Raw genomic sequence first — 20,152 nt, 5'->3', positions numbered from 1 at the left:
GGGGTGTTAGCAATGGTAGCGATCGGACAAAATAAAGCAGATATAAGAATTATTATTGGAGTGATAAAAATTGAGAGAAAAAATATTAGTAGTAGATGATGAAGAGGATATAATATCTTTTTTAAAAGATTCATTGGAGGAAGATGATTATGAAGTTTTTACTGCCTCTAGTGGTGAAGAAGCCATGGAAAAAATAAAGCTTTATCCAGATTTAATATTACTTGATATTATGATGCCAGGTAAAAATGGATATGAGGTATGTAATGATATAAGAGATATAGTAAGTTGTCCAATTATTTTTTTAACTGCTAAAGGAGAAGAAAGAGACATAGTTAAGGGACTTGCTTCTGGTGGAGATGATTATATTCAAAAGCCATTTAGTTTAAGACAATTAAAAGCGAGAATACATGCTCATTTGAGAAGAGAAAAAAGAAACACAAATAATTCTGAAAAGGCCAATTTATACTTTAAAAATGTGAGTATAAACTTAAGAAATAGAGAAATTTACTGTAATGGCCAGTTAGTAATTTTAACTAAGAAGGAATTTGATATAATTGAATTTTTGTCGGTAAATTGTGGACAAGTTTTTTCAAAGGAACAGATATACGAGAAAGTATGGGGGTATGATGCTGAAGGAGATTCAGCATCGGTAGCAGAGCATGTTAAAAAGATAAGACATAAGATTCAAAAATTTGATCCTGAAGAAGAATATATTTCTACTGTCTGGGGAGTAGGGTATAAGTGGGAAAAGTAAGACTATTAAAATTTCTATGGGCAAATATGACTAAGCCAAAAATCTGGTTTAGTCTATTTTTTATGCAATAAACAGAGTTCTTGGCATCAGATTGAGTTTTAACTTCACCTGATGCTTATTAACAGGCTTCTTAGTGCTTCAGCACTTAGAAGGCGTTATCCTTTAGGGAAAATCGTTATCCAGGGACGTAATTGCTCTTTACTCCTACTTGAAGAAGTGGGAGTATTAGAGCAAATAGTCATCGGATAAATATAAAACTTTAAGAAAACTTTAAAATTGTCTCTTATAATTACCTTGTGTTTAAAAAGTATTAGTAATTAGGAGGCATTAATTTATGTCAAGTGAAAAAATCACAGTTAAAAATGTGAGCAAAAAAATAGGGAAAAAAACTATATTAGAAAACATTTCCTTCAATGTTCATGAAGGTGATATCTGTGGCTTTATTGGACCTAACGGTGCGGGAAAAACTACTATGATCAGAGTAATAACAAATCTAATTTCACCTACGGAAGGAGAAGTAACTATAGATGGAGCTAATGTAGTCAAAGAAAGAAAAACTGCATTATTAAAACTTGGAGCAATAGTTGAAGAACCTATATTCTTTCCATATATGTCAGGAAGAAAAAATCTTCAAAACTTAGCTATGTTAAATCCAGGTATGTCTAAGTCTGAACAAAAAGAAAAAGTGGAGGAGGTTTTAAAAATAGTAGACCTTCAAGATAGAGGCTCAGATAAAGTTAAAACTTATTCCTTAGGAATGAAGCAGAGACTTGGAATTGCACAAGCACTTTTAAACAATCCAGAAGTAATTATTTTAGATGAACCTGCAAATGGACTTGATCCAATGGGCATGAGAGATTTAAGAGAACTTATATTTAAGCTTCAAAAAGAAAAGAAAATAACCTTCTTTATATCAAGTCATTTGCTAGATGAACTTCAACAACTTTGCAATAGATTTGTAGTAATAAACAAAGGGAAACTTATATGGCAGGGAAGTAAGGATGAACTAGAATCTATGGGCAAAAGTGGAAGATTAGAGGATGCCTTTATAAAATTAGTAAGTGGATGTTAGGAGGAAGATGTGATTATGAAACAATTGTTTATTAGTGAATGGCAAAGATTGTGGAATAGAAAATCTACATGGATTTCATTTATGCTAATACCACTAGTAATTATAGCGGCTATAAAACACTATATTAAAATAGATGCTTTAATTACTACAAATAGCCCTAAATATGTTTCTTGTTTGAATTTCCCAAGTGCAATCTTAAGAAACGAAAGCATATTGTTTTTTGATGTTATAGTAATCCTTCTTATTATTATGGCTGTGACCAGTGAGTATAGAGAAGGGCAAATGAGAATGGTAATGCTAAGAAGTTTTTCATTTAGTGAAATTTTCAAAGTAAAGTATCTAGTTACGTTGAGTACAGTATTTTTACTTTTAATTACGAATTTTATTTTGAGCAGCTTTTTAGGATATTTAGCTTTATCAAAACAGGAGGTTAAGTTTCCTTATTATTCAAATAAATTTACAATAAATGAAAGTATGATCTACAATATAAAATACTATGTTATTGCCTTTTTAGTTTTAGCTGCTGTTATATCAGTTATTATGTGTATATCAATGATGTGCAAAACTACTATAGGTACACTTTCAGCTAGTTTAGCATTTATACTTGTATCTATAATTTTACCAGAGATATTTTCCTTTCTTATGGATAATACTTCTCAAATATATAACATTTTATACTTTTCTTTTATTACAAGAATTCAATATATAGGGATAGAAACACTTTTGGCACAAACGCCTCAGCAAGTGGGGATAATATTTACATCCATTGCTTTTCACATAATTGTTTTTTATTTAATTGCACATAGTTTATTTAGTGATCAAGATTGTTATTGTTAGGAGGTAACACGAATATGAAAAGATTAATAGCTTCAGAATTTCAAAGAATTTTTGAGAATAGAAGAAACCAATTACTATTAGTATTTTATTTAGGTATGATAATACTAATGTGTATATTTAGGTATATAAGTCCGCAGGGGTCCTATGACGGCGTAAATTATAATGTAGATTTGAACAGACTTAATTTTTCACCTTTTGCATTTTATGATATAAGAGTAGAACTAGTATATTTAATTTTACCTATTTTATTTATATCTTCAATTAATTATGAGCAATCTATAGGTGCTTTTAGAATGTATGTAACAAGACCTTATAAAAAATATGAATTCATAGTAAGCAAATGGGCAGCCTTAACTATAACTACCTTTATACTAATGTTCATAGCATTTATAATAAGTACAATTTTCGGATATCTGTTTATGCCTAATGTATCAAGTGTAAAGTTTTATAAAATACAACAGAAATTTTCAATGTCTGGAGCACTTTTATACACTACTAAATTTTTCATCATACAATTTATAATAGCTTTATGTGTCTTATCAATATCAAGCATTATTGGATTAGTAATAAATAATTCTATAATTTCAATTTTAGCTGTTATAGCTGCACTTGTAGGTTTGAGCTTATATATAAAACTTTTTGAGTTTTTGGATAAAACTACAGAATATGGTTTTCATGTTTTATCAAATACAGCTCCTATGAGTTTTTACATTACTTTAATAAGCACCTTGCTTGGGGGATTACTTGTAAGTATATTTTTATGGCAAAAGAAAGATTATCTTTATTAGGAGCTGATTTTATTGAAAAAAATTATAATTATAGTGATTTCTGCGTTTATATTTATCCTAATAGGTATTGAATTTAATAACCAATATAGTAAATATAAATCAAATAAAGCTGTACAGGCTTTTAAAACTAAAGCGGTGAATTTAAAAACAGTAAAGTATAATAGTGGTTTTCAAGATTTAATGCCTTTAAAACCTATATTAAAGGATAAAAGAATTGTTACCATGGGAGAAGCTACCCATGGAACTAAAGAATTTTTTCAGATGAAACATAGAATGTTTCAGTTCCTTGTGGAAGAAATGGGTTATAATGTTTTTGCCATGGAAGCTTCACAGCCTGACTGTATGGCAGTAAATGACTACATTCTAAATGGAAATGGCGATCCAATTAAGCTTATAGAAAATTTAGGATTTTGGACTTGGGATACTAAGGAAGTTTTAGATATGGTAGAATGGATGAAGGAATACAATAAAACACATGAAAAGAAAATTAAATTCTATGGTTTTGACATGCAGTCCAGCCATACAGCAGCTCAAAATGTTATAAATTATTTAAATAAAGTTGATCCATCCTATGAAGTGAGTGTACATGAAGTGCTTTCAAAGTTTAATGACAGAACGTTGGATTATGGAGTAAAAAAGCAGCTTCCAATTGATGGCATTAAGGAAATAAAAAATATTTTTGAAAAAAACAAAGATGAATATATAAAAAAGTCTTCAAAAGAACAATATGAGCTTTATATGCAAAATTTAAATGTCATATGTGAGTTTTATGATATGTTCGGCACAGGAGGCAGTGATTTTCAAAAAGAAACTAAAAGAGATAAATATATGGCGGAAAATGTAAAATGGATTTTAGACCATGAAGGAGAAGGCAGCAAGATAATGCTGTGGGCACATAATCTACATGTGTCAAAAGGAATAGACAAGTTTGGTGGTTCAAATTCAGAATATCCAGAAGGAAATGTAAAGAGAATGGGCTCAAATTTATATGATATGTATGGCAGCAAAATGTATGTTATTGGCTTTGAGTTTAATAAAGGTGATTTAAGAGCCAACTATACAAATAAGGAAAATGGACAAGCAGTTAATGGAAAATGTACCTTAAAAGCAGCAAAAGAAAATTCAGCAGCATACATCTTCTCTAAGGTAAATCCTATTTTTTTCATTGATTTCAACACTTGTAAGGAAAATGAATATGCAAAAAATATTTTATCAAAACCTCAATATTGTCATAATATAGGTGCGGTTTTTCCTGGAGAAAATGAAAGTTTTGAATCTGAAATTTTAGACCTTCGATATGACGGATTGATATTTGTAGATACCACAAGTAGTGCAGAGCCTAACTAATTATAATAGGAGCAGATTACATATGGGGAAATTAAATATAATAAAAAATATAACTTTTAAGAGACAATTTATGATTTCAGTGATTTTGGTGATTATATTAAGTATTTTTTTTGCCATAGTAGGTTTAATATTGGATATTTATCTTATTGATAAAGGAGTAATATTAAGAGCAGGTTATTATAGTGATTTAGCACCTGGAATAAAACAATATATAAATAAGAATAAGGATAAAATATTAAATAAAGATTTTAAAAATGAACTTGAAAAAGTAATACCTACAGTTGGTATTGAATATGAGGTAGTAGATTCAGTTGGCAGACTTTCTTATGGCCATTTTAAAAAGCCTATTGCATCAGAAGTGCCTATAAGTAAAGATCAAACAACCAAAATTAATGGACGGATAAATCCAGAAATTATAATGTCTATCCCTATTATAGATAACAAAGACTTAAAAGGAATGGTTATATTAAAATATTATATAAGAAGTAGTGCTAAAAATCCTAACTTTAACTTTATTGCTAGGTATTCAGATACTTTTGTAATATTTTCCCCATTTGTTTATATCATATTATTTAGTATATTCTTTGGTCGTAGATTTAACAAGAAATTAAATGTACCTTTAAAACAGTTAATGGAGGCTGCAGAAAGAATAAGAGTTAGGGATTTGGAGTTTAAGATAAGTTATGAAAATGATAATGAACTTGGGAAACTCTGCAAGTCATTTGAGGATATGAGAGTAGATTTAAAGAAGTCATTAGAAAACCAGTGGAAAATGGAAGAAGAGAGAAGAGAAATAGTAAGTGATGTTGCACACGATTTAAAAACACCCATTACAATTATAAAAGGGCATGTAGAGGGACTTTTAGAAAGTAAGAAATTGGATAAGGATAAGCTATATAGGTATTTAAATTTAATAGACAGAAATATAGATAGAATGTCTAATCAAGTTCAAAGAATAAATTTACTAACTAAGATTGAAGGTGAAACTTTTAAACTAAGTGATAGTGAATGTGATTTAATAGCTTATATAAACGAAAAAGGTATGGATTATGATGTACTAGCACAGGGTAAAAAAGTAAAGTTTGTATGCAATATTCAAGATTTGAGAAGCTCTGATGCCCTAATAAAAATAGATACTTATGTATTGTCAGAAATACTTGATAATTTAGTTTCAAATAGTTTAAGGTTTACTAAAGAAGATGGAAGAATAACTTTAAATTTAAAATTAAATTCAGATAAAGTGATTCTTTCTGTTTGCGATACTGGATGTGGATTTTCAAGAAAAGATTTAGAAAATGTATTTAAAAAGTTTTATGAAGGGGATGAATCCAGGTCAAAGGGAAAAGGACATTCAGGGTTAGGACTCTATATTGTTAAAACTTTGGTAGATAAATTAGGTGGTGCTGTTGAAGTTAAAAATAATGATGAAGGTGGAGCTGAGGTTAAAGTTTGTATATCTATTAAAAGAAGATGAAAAGAAATTATTATGTAAATAAGATAAGCATAGGATTTCTGAAAGGCATTGTTCTTCAAGGTTAGAAAAATAATATGCTATAATATACAATATATAATAAAAATTCCATTATGGAGGTATCAAAATGAGTTTATCTGTAAATAGTATTTCTAGTGGTAATTCTTATGCTTATCCTGTAGTAACAGATAGTAAAGAGGGCAGCAATGATACAAAGAAATCAAAAAAAAGTAAACAAGTTATATCAGAAAAAGTAGGAAAGTATTATTGTACATATGTAGTAGATGAAAGTAATAATAAGCATTTAATAAGTAAAATTCCTATTGATAAAATGGAAAAGCAAAAATTGTCGAAAAATTTAACAGGGGATGATGCAACACAATATTGCTTATCCGCTTTATCAGGTAAAATTCATATGTCTATCGACCATAAGTTAAAAAAACAAGGTGCTAATGAAACAGACTTATTACAATTAATGAATGTTTTAAAGGGAGGCACATTTTAAATTAAAGTTATATTTAACTGCTCTATATTTAACATAGGGTAGTTAAATATAACTTTTTGTTGAATGACATCATTCATTATGATATTATATATTTAATGAATGATGTCATTCAAAATGAGGAGGAAAAAATGAGTAGGACAGTTAAAGAACCAGAAGAGAGGAAAAAAGATATATTAAAAGCAGCGCAAAGGCTGTTTAGAGAAAAAGGCTATGAAAAGACAGTAATAAGCGACATTGTAAAATTAGCAGGTATAGCTCAAGGTACATTTTATATTTACTATAAATCCAAAGAGGATGTTTTTCTTGCAGTACTTGAAAATTTATCAGAAGAAAGAGTTGAAAAAATTATTGATATTCAAAAACGAGAAGATCTAAATGCAATTCAAAAGTTCAATTTAATTGCAAAAATTGAATTTGACTTAAATAGAAGACAAGATGATTTGTTTTTAGAGCTTCATACTGAAAAAAATGCTGGGGTTCACCAAAAATTTATTATAAATTCTATAAATAAACTAATACCTGTTTATGCTTCAATTATAGAACAGGGAGTAATTGAGGGAGCATTTAATACTAAGTATCCAAAAGAAGCTGCAGAGTATATGTTGGTAGCTACTGGATTTATGTTTGATCCTGGAATTTTCCATACAAATCTTGAAGATTTAAAAATAAAGGCTAAAGCTGCTGAAGATATAGCTGAAAGAATATTAGGAGTACATAAAGGAATTTTAAATATACCCAATATTGACCAATTAGTGAAGGGAGAAAATTAATTATGAAGGTAATTTTTAAAGATGAGCAATTTTCATTTCAGGTATTGAGGCTTCTTGGAGGAGCTGCTTCTGGAGCTTCTGATATAGGAGAAGTAATTTCAACTGCAAACAAGATATTAGAAGGAAATTTTGAAAGCTGGTGCACAGAATGGACTAAACTTGCAAAGAGAATTCATGCATTTGCAGACAAATGTTATTTGGAAGGCCATTTGGTTAGTGCAAAAGGGGCATATCTCAGAGCTTCTAATTATTATAGGACAGCTGAATTTTATTTGCATGAGAATCCAAATGATTCAAGAATAAATGAACTCTATGATGCAGGTGTTAAATGTTTTTCCAAGGTTATGAAATTAAATAAACCTGTTATAGAAGCTGTTAAAATACCATACGAAAATACAACACTTCCAGGACATTTTTATCATGAAGGAGATGAAAAAAGACCTGTTTTAGTTCTTGTGAATGGATTTGATGGAACTAAAGAAGAATTTTATGGAATGGCAATGTCAGCCTTAGCAAGGGGTATGAACTTTTTTACCTTTGAAGGTCCTGGACAGGGAGAAGCTGTGAGAAAGCAGCATTTATTCTTTAGATATGATTATGAGAAAGTTGTAACACCTGTAATAGATTATCTAATTTCAAGAAAAGAGATAGATCCAAATCGTATTGTGCTTATGGGAGAAAGTTTTGGAGGATATCTTGCCCCAAGAGCGGCAGCATATGAAAAACGTATAGCAGCTTGCATTGCTAATGGAGGGGTATATGATTTCATGGGGTTCAGGAGACCTTCTAATTTTTCAAGGGAAGGTTTTTTCGAATATGTGCGTAATAATCCAGAAGAAGTTAATAACAGTATGTATGAAGAGATGAAAAAAAGTTCAGCGATTAAGTGGTCAATTTCAAATGCAATGTATGTATTTGATGCAAAGACGCCTGCTGAGTGCTTCCTAAAAACAGAAAATTATTACCTTAAAGGAATAGTAGAAAAAATTGAGTGCCCTACACTTGTTATTGATACTGAAAATGAAGGATACTTTAAAGGACAAGCTAAACTTCTCTATGATGATCTCAAATGTAAAAAGGATTTTATGCTTTTTACTAAAGAAGAAGGAGCTGAAGAACACTGTCAGGTTGGAGCTAAGTTAATTGCAGGTGAACGTATTTTTAACTGGATTGAAACAATCTTAAATAAAAAACATTAGAATATGAATTATATATTTTAAGAAAAGAGTGTGACATGAATGTTCTTATTTTGACATTTATATGATATAATGTTTATAATTTAAGGAAGGGTGTGACATAGTATGCTTAAAGTTGTAGCAAAAGCCTGTGTTAAAGCAGGTGAAATAGAAAAATTCAAGAAACTTTCTTCTGAGTTGATTACAGAAAGTTTAAAAGAAGAAGCTAATATAGCTTATAATTTATATGAAGATATTAGTGATAAACAAATTCTAACTTTTATAGAAGAATGGAAGGATGAAGATGGTTTGACTAGACACATGAAGTCACCTCATTTTGTAAGAATAATGGCAGAACTTGCAAAAATTCAAGAAAAGGATATGGATATAAACGTATATACTAATTGTTTCTAATCCAAATTATTTATTGACACAAAGTATAGGATTACAACATAGAACTTATTAGCATGGAGTTTCTATATAAAAACCTCACTTTTGTAAATTCTTAATTATATGAATTTATACGAAGTGAGGTTTATTCTATATGTAAATTTTTAATAAAAACTACACATTTGAAAAATAATACTAATAGTTAGAATTTTGATTGAAAAAGGAGAAAACTGATGAAATTTGTAAAAGAGACATTACTAATTTTTAGTATTATAATTATTTTTAGCAGCAATATAGGGTATGCCTCAGTACGTTTAAATAGTAAAAATAAAAAGGCTACATTTAATGAAATGCTCTGTACAAGCAAGAAGTATCACACTTTAGGAAAATTTGATTCTGCCATTAAAGCATATAATTTAATACTAAAGAGTGAGGCACCAAGTCATATTAAAAATGAAGTACTTGTCTATAAAAAGCTAGCTGAGGTAAAAAAACCAGTTTCCACAAAATATAGATATTATCCAAACTTTATTCAAGTAGTGTCTAGATCAAAAGAGGAGTATAAGTTAAAGGGATATTCAGTTGAATTAAGCCATTATTATAGTCCCTATAAGTGCTATTTTGATTGTGAAAAGAGTAATGATGAAAACTGTGATGATTTTAAGTTTGATTCAAATAATATACCTATGCGTAAATATAGTGGTAAGTTTTATTATAATCCTGTATCAGTAGAATTATATGCATTGTCTATGTATGGCAAATATATAAATGGAAATGATACAAAAAAAAGTTTTTTAAACTGTGCTGATTTTTTAATTAATTACATGGATAAAAGAGGTGCTTTAAAATATGACTTTGTATACAATCACTATGAGGACTTGAAACCGGGATGGACATCGAGTATGGCTCAAGGTCAGGCTTTAAGTGTATTTGAAAGGGCGTTTAAAATAACAGGAGACGAAAAATATATAGAAGCTGGAAATAAAGCTTTAAAATATCTCATTACACCTGTTTCAGAAGGAGGTGTAATGGATACGCTGGAGACGCTGGACACAAATTTGAGAAACAAGATATTTTTTCAGGAATATGTAAATACTACTAGTTCCTATACATTAAATGGATACATTTTCACTTTAATGGGATTATATGATTGGTGGCACGTTAAAGAAGCTCAAAACAAGTACTATTCCAATATTGCCTATGAGTATTTCAATAAGGGAATTGACAGCCTCAAATGTATTTTGCCTTACTACGATATTGGAGGTTTTACGAGCTATGATTTGTATTATATAACAAACAAATCCAAACCTAATAGTGCAGGATACTATCATTCTGTACATGTAAAGCAGCTTGACACAATATATTATATTACCAAAGACAAGTATTTTAAGGATATGAGAGATTTATGGAATAGTTATGTCACACTGATATAAAAAATAAACTTTACTTTTCTATATTTGATGGTATAATTTCTTATATTAATGTGAATAGGGGGAGTTTATTATGTCAATCCAAAATTATTTAGTAGGAATGAGTGTACTTATTATAGGAATTATATTTAAATTGTGGCCTCCGGAACATATAAATGGGATCATGGGATACAGAACACCTTTTTCTATGAAAAATAATGATACCTGGGATGAAGGAAATAGATTTTCAAGTATTATAATGATATATGCTGGCATTGCATCTTTAATAATAGGGGCAATATGTAGTTTTGTGTATAAAAATAATATTTATACTGCTTTATCAGTTTCATCTAGGATATCTGTAATTTTACTTTTAGCTTCGATTCCTCTTACGGAAATTCATTTAAGAAAATTATTTGATAAAAATGGAGTAAAAAGAATATAAAGGTTGATTTGAATATAATGGCTTATTATTATAGATAATAAGCTAGAGGTGATATTAATGGTTAATAAGCGCAAAGTTAAAGATAAGCAATATGAAAAGATGGGAATAAGAAAAAATTCACAAGGAGAATTTGAATATATAAATCCTGAAGATAAAACTAAATCAAAATATAATTCTGTTAAAAAGAGTTAAATTATAGAATAGGCCTTGCTGTACTAATAAGCCTTATCGTATCAAAAAAATGGAGCTATAGTCTAATATAGTTCCATTTTTTTATAAATCCTATATGTAAAATATTTACAAAATAAAAATTAATTTTCTTATTTTTATTTTTTTTGTAATATATAGCAGGAAAATCTAAATTATTGTAGAACTTATAAATTAAAACATTATAGGAGGTATATGAAAAATGAAAAATTTAAAAGAGAATGTTTTAAAAAAAAGTATGAAAATGGTAGGATTTTTGTCTTTGTTTCTAGCAGCATTAGTTATAACTCCAGCATCAGCGGGTTCTTGTTATCAACCCAAATGTCCTGATGAACTCTTAAAGTAATTGTTTAGTTTCTTATAAATGCTTAGGTTAAAAATTTTAATGAAGAATATAAAATTTTTAATTTTTAACTTAAAGCAATTATAACTCATATTCCGCACAATGATTTTCATATTTACGATATTTTAATTTTAGGCTTAAAAATTCGTTAGTTATCAATGTATTAATCTAAAAATATAGATAAATATTCGCAAGTTCATGCCACATAAAGGGAAAAATTGTATAAAGCTATAAAATAACTTCTATTTTTATGCATTCAGTGGAATATGAGTTATAAGAAAATCTAGAATTAAAGGAGGCTTAACTTGAAAGAAAAGTTTGAGGTTAATCAGAATTTTAAGCATAACAAAAAAACCTAGCGAAAAGGTCAAAAAAATAGAAGTTATAAAAAATAATTAATGTCGACTCAATATTAAATTGGTTGAGGTGATATGTCCTTATTGATCTTATTTATTTCAAAGCCTTGAGATTTAAGAAATAAAATAATTCTATCTATATTAGGATTAATGTGTTTACTGGAATTTTCTCTTTTTAAATATTCTTCATAAATAGAATTATCAAAAGGTTCATTTTTTAAGAACATATTATAAATGCAAGTTAAAAGCATTCTGGCAATGGCAATAATTGCACGTTTGTGTCCACGTCTTTTCTTTATACACTCATAACGGTGTCTAAAATAAGGGCAAGATTTATCTTTTATTGCTGCGTTTGCGCATTGAATAAGAATAGGTTTTAGATAAACACCAGCACGACTTATGTGGACATTTTTCTTTTTACCAGCACTTTCATTACTTTGAGGAACAACACCAGCCCAAGAACAAAGATGCTTTGCATCTTTGAAAACAGACATATTTATGCCGATTTCAGAGATAATTGATGTAGCAGATTGAATCGTTACCCCAGGTGCAGATGCCGCAATTTTAATTTGTGGAGTAAAATCACTGGAAACTAATGCTATAGCATTATTAAGTTGAGAAATACAATAATTAATATAGTCATAATGATTTAAACATATAGACATTTTAGATTTTTGTTCTTTAGAAATATTACCCTGCATAGCAAGTTTAATTTCATCAGCTTTAGATATCATACTTTTGTGTAAAAATTGAGAGTAATCAATATCTAATTTATCAGGATGATCCATAGCATATTTAATTATAGCTGATGAGGATTTTCCAAAGGTATCTAATACAACACTTGAAAGCATTATATTTGATACTGTAAGAGAATTTTGCAATCTGTTTTTCTCACCTGAACGAATGTTGGTAAGTTTAAAACGATAGCACATAAGATCTCGTAGTTCTCTAATATTTTTAGGAGGGATAAAGCTCCCAGGGACAAGACCATGTTTGTGCAAATCTGCAAGCCAAAGTGCATCACGTTTGTCAGTTTTTTTGCCAGGAATGTTTCTAACATACCTTGGATTAGCCAAGGTAATGTTGCAAGAGTCTTCAAGGATATTGTAAATAGGAATCCAATATTTTACGGTACTCTCCATACAAACATCTTTACAATTTTGTTTAGCCAACCACTCTTTTAATTGATAAAGGTTTTGGGAGTAAGTATTGAATTGTTTAGTTTTGTAAGTAGTGATGTTACTTTCATTTGTGGATGCTACTGTTGCAACTACAAATTTCTTGTGAACATCCATACCACAGCAAACTTTGTAAACAATTTTTAGCATATATATCACCTACAAATAAAAAAATAGAGTACACAGGTGTTGACTGAATACCCATAATCTTAAACGGTCTTTGTTTAAACAAAGATTAACTTACGTGCTCATTGGCACAATTATTTGTACTTAAAAAAGTATTCGGCACATGTTATTATGCGGATTAAAATCACACTTCCTCCGCCGTGCTCTGTAGTACACCTGTATACTTGTCTATAATTATTGACAATGTTTTGAAGACTAATCACTTTAATTAAATTTTGTGCCTTGAGCACAGTGAAAGGAATGAAAGTTATTATGCTTGATGTTATAAGAGAAATAGTTATGGATATCATAGAAGCTTTGCTTCTTTTAGTTATTTTTGAATCATTACATAATGAAAAAAAATTTATATTACAGAAAAAAGTTAGAGCAGGGTTATTTTGCATATTGTATGTTTTTATAACCTATCTGATTACATTTCATACAATGATAGCTTATCATTCACTGATTCTTGTAATATTTGATATCGTATTACTAGCATGGATTACAAAAATAAGAATTTTTGATTCCATGGTTATAGTTTCTTTATTTTTTACAATAATTCTTAGTACAGAATTTTTTATTCAAGTTATTGAAATGTTTGCATATAACATAGTTTTAAATCAAACTATTTTAAAGCCTATATATTTTTGGCTTACAATAATAATTTCTAAAGTATTACAAGTTTTTATTGTAGCTATGATTTTTAAATTTAATTCCTATTTTGTTAAACTCAAAATATTTGAAAAAGAAGGAGTCGTTTTTTCTAACTTAATAATTGAATCAGGAGTAGTTACTCTCTTTGCATTTTGTATTAACTTTAGCATTCTTAATATAAAAAATATACAAACCTATAACATCTTAGTTTTTACCGTATATTTCATATTTTTAATTTTTAAATTCAAAAACTTAAAAGAAAAACAAACACTTGTAAATATAAATGCTAAGTATAAAGTTAAGGAAAGTCAAATTAAAAACATGGAGGAAATAATTAGCATAATAAGGCAGGAAAAACATGATTTTGGAAATCATATTAATGTTATACAGGGGTTATGTTTGTTAAACAAGCCTAATACCGTTGAAAGAATAAATGACTATGTGTTGAAAATTTCAGATACTGTAAAATCAAATTTTAAATACTTGGATACGGGAAATGATTACATAGACGGATTATTATCCATCAAAAACAGCTATGCTGTGAAAAATAACATAAACTTTGAAGTAATGATTGATGAACCCTTTGATTTGATAAAAATTAGGCAGGATGAATTGATAAGTATAATAAGCAACTTGGTAGACAATGCTTTTGAAGCATTTCAATCTAAGACATATACAGATTATAAGGAGGTAGCCGTCAGTACTTTTACAGAACATGAAGATTTTTGTATTGAAGTAGCTGATAATGGGGATGTAATTCCAGAGAACATGAGAAAAAAGATTTTTGATAGAGGGTTTTCCACAAAAACCACTAAGAAAAGTGACCATGGATTTGGATTGTATATTATTAAACAATTGGTCGAAGAAAATAATGGGAAAATATATGTGGAAAGTAGTCCTGAAATCACTAAGTTCTTAGTGAAATTTAAGATAGAAGGATAAATAATGGAACTATAACCTAAGATAGATCTATTCATTATCTCTGAGAATTATAGGTATCGAATTAGTATTTCCTGTTTTCAATTTTTAAGTTTCCTATTTTTAGTGAGGATATAAATAATTTTGGTATTTGATAAATACATATGTAAATTATTGCAGCAAGAATGATTCCTCCAACAACATCTATAATTGAATGTTGTTTTATAAATACTGTAGAAGCACATATCAATAGTGTAGCTATAAGTGATAAATTTTTAATTAAAGTTTTATCTTTTAATTTATAACAGTTAATTAACCCTATATGAATTCCAATGGAATTACAAACATGAATGCTCGGAAATACATTGTTTGTACCATCATGGTCATAAATAAAGTTAACTAGCCGAGAAAAAATATCTTTACCTGATACACTTGGTCTGGGAAATTGAGAATTTGGATATAGTATAAATATTATAAAGGAAATAGTCATGCTTAATGAAAGAAATAACTCCATTTTATAGAAATCTATTTTTGATACAGAACCAAGGTATACAAAACCAATAGACATATAAGCAAACCAGAAATAATATGCTAAAACGAATTCTTTCACAAAAGGTATTTTAGAATCAAGATAAGAATACATAATATGTTGAGAAACTATAGCTTTTTTTAGATATGCAAACCATAAGGTTAAAAATATAAATATAGTTAACGATAAAAAGTGGTTGTATTTTTTATAAGTATTTTTTGCTAATAACATCATTTTCTTCCTTCCTGTTAATATACCAAAGTTTATTAACACTATAAAGTTGTAATACTAAGCTGTTTTATTGTCACTTAAAGCTATACCTAAAGCAGAGCCAAGTGCTATTCCCAAAGCAAGATTATGGAATGATGTTCCAAATAGAATTCCTAAAGTTATTCCAAGAGCCAAATAAGAATAACTTTTTTTATTTGCCTTTTTATTCTGTTCCATAAACAAACTCCTTTCTTATGCAAATCAATTAGTAGGCGTTTGCGAAACGCTACAACCCGCATAAATGCGGTATATTTTTTGTAACAAAATAAAATAACTCCTCACTGATTTATGTTAAAATTGAATTGATATTACTGAACCAATATGCCAGCAAATTGACCCCAAACTTGCTTCTATGACTATTTTTGATACTTCTGGTATTGAAGCTTTTGTTACTGAAAACAACCCTAAGTATGCTAACCGCATCATAAAACAGCTTAAAACTTTTAAGAAAGCACATCCTGATATTGTTATTGAGAAAAAATCTCATTCACTGGACGAAGATAAATCTCTTGCTGATTCTAAATCTCTTATACCTGTTCTCAAGGAGGTCGATGTAGACAAACCTAAAAAAGAAAGTAGCAAGTAACTTCGGCTAAAAGCTACTTGCCCATATAAGTTTTTTCATGCATGACATAGTTTTGTGAATGTATACAGCTTCCTGTAATCCACTCACTCTACATATTTACTATTATATTACAAACTAGGTGAAAAATACACTATATAATTAAAATTTGTGTTACATTTTTACTATTTAAATTTACCACATGAATATCTCCTAATTATTTTAGTGATTTTGAAATATTAAATGTATTGATGACGTTAAAAAGGGAGCTCCGGAAATCCGGAGCTTTTTCAATTTCTACATTAATGTATAGATTATAATTGTTCTACATATTTTTTGGCATCTCTTAAATTAAGGTGCAAATCATGTTTAGCTTCTTTAATTGCCCTAATTTTTTTGCCCTGAGATAGAAGTAGCCTTAACTTATCATCAATATCAGAATCGTCATCTGATATTATAATCATATTTTCTGAGTTAGATTTTTTTCTTACCTTATGAATAACATGAATTAAAGCTCCAGCTGAAAGTAATCCAATTGCAAATAATTTTGTTTTATTTTTCATTATGAACCTCCCCTAAATATGTAATATTTTTTATAGTATATCATATACAAGTTAGAAATTTGTAGATAAAAATAAATTTCTAACTTATATTGTTAAAAAAATGATTTTGAAGGAGAGCTAAATTTACGATAAACTAAAAGTAGTTAGAATATTATATACTCTGACTACTTTCATAGTTCTCAGTTTCATATTTAGTCTTTTTATATTTAAAATGTTCAAAAATAAAACTATATATTTTTGTAATGTTTCCTACAAGTACAGCACAAATTATTGTCCCTTCTCGTACTCCTCTTATTGTTCCAAAAGTAAAAAGTGAAATCACTATTGCAATTATACATAAGGTGGAGTCAAACATAATTTTTATGTTTCCAAATTTTTTCCCTGTTTTATTAGCAATAGCTTTTACAACACCTTCTCCAGGATTTATAATTACATTGGCAATAACCTGTAAATATACTCCTAAAGCAAGAGCAAAACAGCCAAAAAGTAAAACAATTATTTTTTCTATATAAATATTGGGATTTAAAAAACTAAATATGTTCATTCCTAAATCAACGAACAAACCAAAAAATGGGCCTACAAACACTTGAAGAAATTGTTCTTTTGGAAAATCTTTTCTTAAAATAATTATTTCTGTAAGTAAAAATAAAATACTCAACAAAAAGGTAAATTGTCCAAGTGTAAGACGAAATATCATGGAAAGTACATATGGTACACTGTTAATGGGTGAAGTTCCCATATTTGATTTTGTGGTTAGACTTATTCCTAAACCCATAAAAAATAAGCCAGCTATAAATATAAAATATCTTATAACTATTTTAAGTTTTGACATTAATAATGCCTCCTAATAAAAAAGTTTTATTGATAATAATAGTTTCGTATGCAACTATTATTATAATGTTTCACTAATAGAGTGTCAATATTTAGGCTGATTTATTTCTATTATTAGGAGATTTATTGACATAATAGTTTGCTTATTTTAAAATTAAAGTTGCATATAAAACTTTAATTAGGAGGATTATTATGAAGGATTTATCAAAATATGTTTCTGTGGCACATCGCCGTACACAAATGTTTTATACAGAGCATCTTGAAAAGTTAGAAATTACTAGTGGACAATTTATGTATATAGTCTGTATTTGTGAAAATGCTGGACAGACACAGGATGAATTATCCCAACGATTAATTATAGATAAGAGCACTGTAGCAAAGGTTTTATCACAGCTTGAAACAAAAGGATTTATTACTAAAATAATAAATTCAAATGATAGACGTGCATTCAATATTTTTCCTACAGATAAAGCTATGACTATCTACCCAAAAATATTGGAAATAAAGGATGAGTGGCATCATAGATTGACTGAAAATTTAAGTGATATAGAATGTGACGTTTTTCAAAAATTAATGGAAAAGGTTATGGAGAATAGTATTAAAAATTGCAAAAAATTAGTTTAAAGTAACAATTTAAAACAAATATTATACGAAATCACAAGTACTATCGTGTGATTTCGTTTTTTTTCCTCCAGATCCCAGTCCATTTAATAAGTATTCTATCGATACTTTACTAAAGGCTAAATTATCTGGAGGGGGGGATGGTTTATGTTTAAACGATATTTTACAAGTTTTATAACATGTAGTCTCTTTATTGCTATGCTTTTAATTGCCTTTGCGCAAAAAGCTTATACTTATCAAAACAGTGGTTACTTTAATAATGTAAAGGTAGGACTTTTAAGCATGTCCTCTACCACTATTACTGCTGCATTAAATGGAGATTATACTTTAAATGGACAAGTATATCCATTTGGATCTGTTTTAAATTTTGGGATAAGCGGAACAAGTATCACACTAAATGGAGTAGTACAGAGTCAGCTTACTTTAACTCCAAATAATAGCTCTAACTTGGTAACTCTAACTTCTGGTTCAGTATCAAATAAGTACTTAGGTTCCTTTGTAATCAAGTTTTATAATGGAAAAGTTTTGCCTATTAATATGATTGATATTGAAAGCTATCTAAAAGGTGTAGTAGGATATGAATTGGATAATAGTTGCCCAATTGAGGCCTTAAAGGCACAAGCAGTGGCAGCAAGAAATTATGCAATATCACGAATAGGATATGCAACAGCTAATGGCTATGATTTTGATGACACTCCAGCTTATCAGACATATAAAGGTTATGATGCAAGCCTTACCAATGTGATTAGTGCTGTGGATCAAACTAAGGGACAAGTTCTTTTATACAATGATAAATTAGTGGAAACTTTGTATTCCGCCTGGCGTGGGGGAGTTTCAGAAGATAGTGAAAATGTATGGGGAAATTATGTTCCATATCTACGATCTGTACAAGATCCATTTGAAAAATTACCTTGGCCTAATGGCAACATAGTATTGACCAATGCACAGATACAAGCAATTTTAGTGAATAGGAAATATATAGCTTCTACAGATACCTTTGTAAGTTTAGATTTAAGTTCAATAACTAAATTTACAAGTGGTAGAGTGTCAAACATTAATATTATTTATAAGGATGCAGCAGGTACGGTGCAAACAAAATCTGTAACAAATGATTGTACAAGAACTTTCCTTGGACTGCCAAGTAATCTTTATACTGTAACTTATGATGCAGTAAATGGAGCATACACTTTTTCAGGAATGGGAAATGGACATGGTCTTGGAATGAGCCAGATCGGAGCTAAAAACAGAGCCAGTGTAGGACAAACTTATGATCAGATTTTAAAATTCTATTATTAAAATGTATATTTACAGAATCTCATTACAAGTGCTATCTTAAATAACTTTACTCAAAGCACAAATAGCTTGCTTACTGGAAATACTATTTCCTTTAATGCAGCGGCAACATCTGGCAGTGGAACTTATTTATATAAGTATGTAGTAGAGAATGGAACTAATGTTGTATACACAAAAGATTATAATAATATTTCATCACTAGATTATGTGCCAAGTACTCAAGGAAATTATACTGTGCAAGTTTATATGAAAGATCAAAATTCCACAGCTGATTATGATGATACAAAGACATCTTCTTTTACGGTTTATGGAAGTCCTGTTATAAACAACTTAACTACTAATAAACCACAATATTTAACTGGACAAACTGGTAACATAAACACAACTGCTTCGTCAGGTTCTGGAAGTTACCTTTATAAATATGTAATTTCACTAGGTGGAACAACTTTGACAACTATAGACTATAGCAGTAATGCAAATTTACTTTACAAAGTTAATGGTGCAGGAAATTATAATATAACAGTATATGTGAAAGATTCACTTTCAACAAAGGATTATTATAATGGACCCAAGAATTAAGACAAAAAAATGCTTGCTTTTTAGTTAGGTTCTCCATAATATTTTTATTAAGGATGGTGAATCACATGAGAAAAAATTATAGTTCTGAATTCAAAGCAAAATTAGTATTAGAAGTACTTC

23 protein-coding genes and 1 pseudogene are annotated in these 20,152 nt (G+C 28.9%); 19 read left to right on the top strand and 5 right to left on the bottom strand.

The features are described 5' to 3' along the window. The first annotated feature begins 70 nt into the window (after nt 1-70). The 14 genes from WY13_RS08150 to WY13_RS20485 all read left to right on the top strand — a co-directional run bounded on the left by WY13_RS08150 (nt 71) and on the right by WY13_RS20485 (nt 11,516). On the top strand, nt 71-754 hold the full coding sequence (locus tag WY13_RS08150; protein ID WP_063555201.1) for a response regulator transcription factor: 684 nt from the start codon (nt 71-73) through the stop codon (nt 752-754). 334 nt (nt 755-1,088) lie between these two features. Beyond that, nucleotides 1,089-1,826, top strand: a complete 738-nt coding sequence (locus WY13_RS08145) for an ABC transporter ATP-binding protein (protein WP_063555200.1) — start codon at nt 1,089-1,091, stop codon at nt 1,824-1,826. A 15-nt stretch (nt 1,827-1,841) separates the two neighbouring features. Then, nucleotides 1,842-2,663, top strand: coding sequence for an ABC transporter permease (locus WY13_RS08140; protein ID WP_063555199.1), 822 nt, complete (start codon nt 1,842-1,844; stop codon nt 2,661-2,663). Nucleotides 2,664-2,677: 14 nt separating this feature from the next. Next, nucleotides 2,678-3,451: an ABC transporter permease gene (locus WY13_RS08135; protein WP_063555198.1), complete on the top strand. Its 774-nt coding sequence runs from the start codon at nt 2,678-2,680 to the stop codon at nt 3,449-3,451. Between the two features lie 12 nt (nt 3,452-3,463). Then, the gene (locus WY13_RS08130; protein WP_063555197.1) at nt 3,464-4,798 is read left to right on the top strand and encodes an erythromycin esterase family protein; all 1,335 of its coding nucleotides are present in this window, start codon (nt 3,464-3,466) and stop codon (nt 4,796-4,798) included. Nucleotides 4,799-4,820: 22 nt separating this feature from the next. After that, nucleotides 4,821-6,272 (top strand): sensor histidine kinase, encoded by a 1,452-nt coding sequence (locus tag WY13_RS08125; RefSeq protein ID WP_192845009.1) that lies wholly within the window; start codon nt 4,821-4,823, stop codon nt 6,270-6,272. Nucleotides 6,273-6,396: 124 nt separating this feature from the next. After that, nucleotides 6,397-6,774, top strand: a complete 378-nt coding sequence (locus WY13_RS08120; RefSeq protein ID WP_063555196.1) for a hypothetical protein — start codon at nt 6,397-6,399, stop codon at nt 6,772-6,774. 128 nt (nt 6,775-6,902) lie between these two features. After that, nucleotides 6,903-7,544: a TetR/AcrR family transcriptional regulator gene (locus tag WY13_RS08115; RefSeq protein WP_063555195.1), complete on the top strand. Its 642-nt coding sequence runs from the start codon at nt 6,903-6,905 to the stop codon at nt 7,542-7,544. Nucleotides 7,545-7,546: 2 nt separating this feature from the next. Then, nucleotides 7,547-8,743, top strand: a complete 1,197-nt coding sequence (locus WY13_RS08110; RefSeq protein WP_063555194.1) for an alpha/beta hydrolase family protein — start codon at nt 7,547-7,549, stop codon at nt 8,741-8,743. Between the two features lie 102 nt (nt 8,744-8,845). Next, nucleotides 8,846-9,133, top strand: coding sequence for a putative quinol monooxygenase (locus WY13_RS08105; RefSeq protein ID WP_063555193.1), 288 nt, complete (start codon nt 8,846-8,848; stop codon nt 9,131-9,133). Nucleotides 9,134-9,342: 209 nt separating this feature from the next. Beyond that, nucleotides 9,343-10,542 (top strand): D-glucuronyl C5-epimerase family protein, encoded by a 1,200-nt coding sequence (locus tag WY13_RS08100; protein ID WP_082848443.1) that lies wholly within the window; start codon nt 9,343-9,345, stop codon nt 10,540-10,542. Nucleotides 10,543-10,612: 70 nt separating this feature from the next. Continuing rightward, a complete protein-coding gene (locus WY13_RS08095; protein WP_063555192.1) occupies nt 10,613-10,963 on the top strand; it encodes an SdpI family protein in 351 nt (116 codons plus the stop codon). A gap of 57 nt (nt 10,964-11,020) precedes the next feature. Further along, a complete protein-coding gene (locus WY13_RS22075) occupies nt 11,021-11,155 on the top strand; it encodes a hypothetical protein (RefSeq protein WP_278321778.1) in 135 nt (44 codons plus the stop codon). Between the two features lie 217 nt (nt 11,156-11,372). After that, complete coding sequence (locus tag WY13_RS20485; RefSeq protein ID WP_082848442.1) at nt 11,373-11,516, top strand: cyclic lactone autoinducer peptide; 144 nt, start codon at nt 11,373-11,375, stop codon at nt 11,514-11,516. 409 nt (nt 11,517-11,925) lie between these two features. Here the strand turns inward: WY13_RS20485 and WY13_RS08090 are convergent, their stop codons facing one another. Further along, complete coding sequence (locus tag WY13_RS08090; RefSeq protein WP_063555191.1) at nt 11,926-13,197, bottom strand: IS110 family transposase; 1,272 nt, start codon at nt 13,195-13,197, stop codon at nt 11,926-11,928. 288 nt (nt 13,198-13,485) lie between these two features. Here WY13_RS08090 and WY13_RS08085 point away from each other — a divergent pair, with 288 nt between their 5' ends. Beyond that, nucleotides 13,486-14,808 carry a sensor histidine kinase gene (locus WY13_RS08085; protein WP_063555190.1) on the top strand — a complete coding sequence of 441 codons (1,323 nt, stop codon included), beginning with the start codon at nt 13,486-13,488 and terminating at the stop codon, nt 14,806-14,808. A gap of 61 nt (nt 14,809-14,869) precedes the next feature. On the opposite strand, the gene WY13_RS08080 is transcribed toward WY13_RS08085, so the two are convergent. Both WY13_RS08080 and WY13_RS21345 read right to left on the bottom strand, forming a co-directional pair. Next, nucleotides 14,870-15,547: a phosphatase PAP2 family protein gene (locus WY13_RS08080; protein ID WP_063555189.1), complete on the bottom strand. Its 678-nt coding sequence runs from the start codon at nt 15,545-15,547 to the stop codon at nt 14,870-14,872. A gap of 54 nt (nt 15,548-15,601) precedes the next feature. Further along, nucleotides 15,602-15,760 (bottom strand): hypothetical protein, encoded by a 159-nt coding sequence (locus WY13_RS21345; protein WP_192845008.1) that lies wholly within the window; start codon nt 15,758-15,760, stop codon nt 15,602-15,604. A 124-nt stretch (nt 15,761-15,884) separates the two neighbouring features. Here WY13_RS21345 and WY13_RS08075 point away from each other — a divergent pair. Beyond that, nucleotides 15,885-16,130, top strand: a pseudogene (locus tag WY13_RS08075) (ISNCY family transposase); the annotation flags it as partial. 329 nt (nt 16,131-16,459) lie between these two features. Here WY13_RS08075 and WY13_RS08070 read toward each other — a convergent pair. Next, on the bottom strand, nt 16,460-16,708 hold the full coding sequence (locus tag WY13_RS08070) for a hypothetical protein (protein WP_063555187.1): 249 nt from the start codon (nt 16,706-16,708) through the stop codon (nt 16,460-16,462). 151 nt (nt 16,709-16,859) lie between these two features. Then, nucleotides 16,860-17,540: a YczE/YyaS/YitT family protein gene (locus tag WY13_RS08065; RefSeq protein ID WP_063555186.1), complete on the bottom strand. Its 681-nt coding sequence runs from the start codon at nt 17,538-17,540 to the stop codon at nt 16,860-16,862. Nucleotides 17,541-17,731: 191 nt separating this feature from the next. Here WY13_RS08065 and WY13_RS08060 point away from each other — a divergent pair, with 191 nt between their 5' ends. The 3 genes from WY13_RS08060 (at nt 17,732) to WY13_RS21765 (ending at nt 20,032) form a co-directional block, all read left to right on the top strand. Next, nucleotides 17,732-18,163 carry a MarR family winged helix-turn-helix transcriptional regulator gene (locus WY13_RS08060; protein ID WP_063555185.1) on the top strand — a complete coding sequence of 144 codons (432 nt, stop codon included), beginning with the start codon at nt 17,732-17,734 and terminating at the stop codon, nt 18,161-18,163. A 144-nt stretch (nt 18,164-18,307) separates the two neighbouring features. After that, nucleotides 18,308-19,456 carry a SpoIID/LytB domain-containing protein gene (locus WY13_RS08055; protein WP_242866386.1) on the top strand — a complete coding sequence of 383 codons (1,149 nt, stop codon included), beginning with the start codon at nt 18,308-18,310 and terminating at the stop codon, nt 19,454-19,456. A gap of 66 nt (nt 19,457-19,522) precedes the next feature. Beyond that, nucleotides 19,523-20,032 (top strand): triple tyrosine motif-containing protein, encoded by a 510-nt coding sequence (locus tag WY13_RS21765; RefSeq protein ID WP_242866384.1) that lies wholly within the window; start codon nt 19,523-19,525, stop codon nt 20,030-20,032. Nucleotides 20,033-20,152 lie beyond the last annotated feature (120 nt).

The organism is Clostridium ljungdahlii (assembly GCF_001636845.1).
Classification (GTDB): Bacteria; Bacillota; Clostridia; order Clostridiales; family Clostridiaceae; genus Clostridium_B; species Clostridium_B ljungdahlii_A.
The sequence above is the reverse complement of the archived record's forward strand: the minus strand, read 5'-3'. Positions and strand labels throughout refer to the sequence as shown.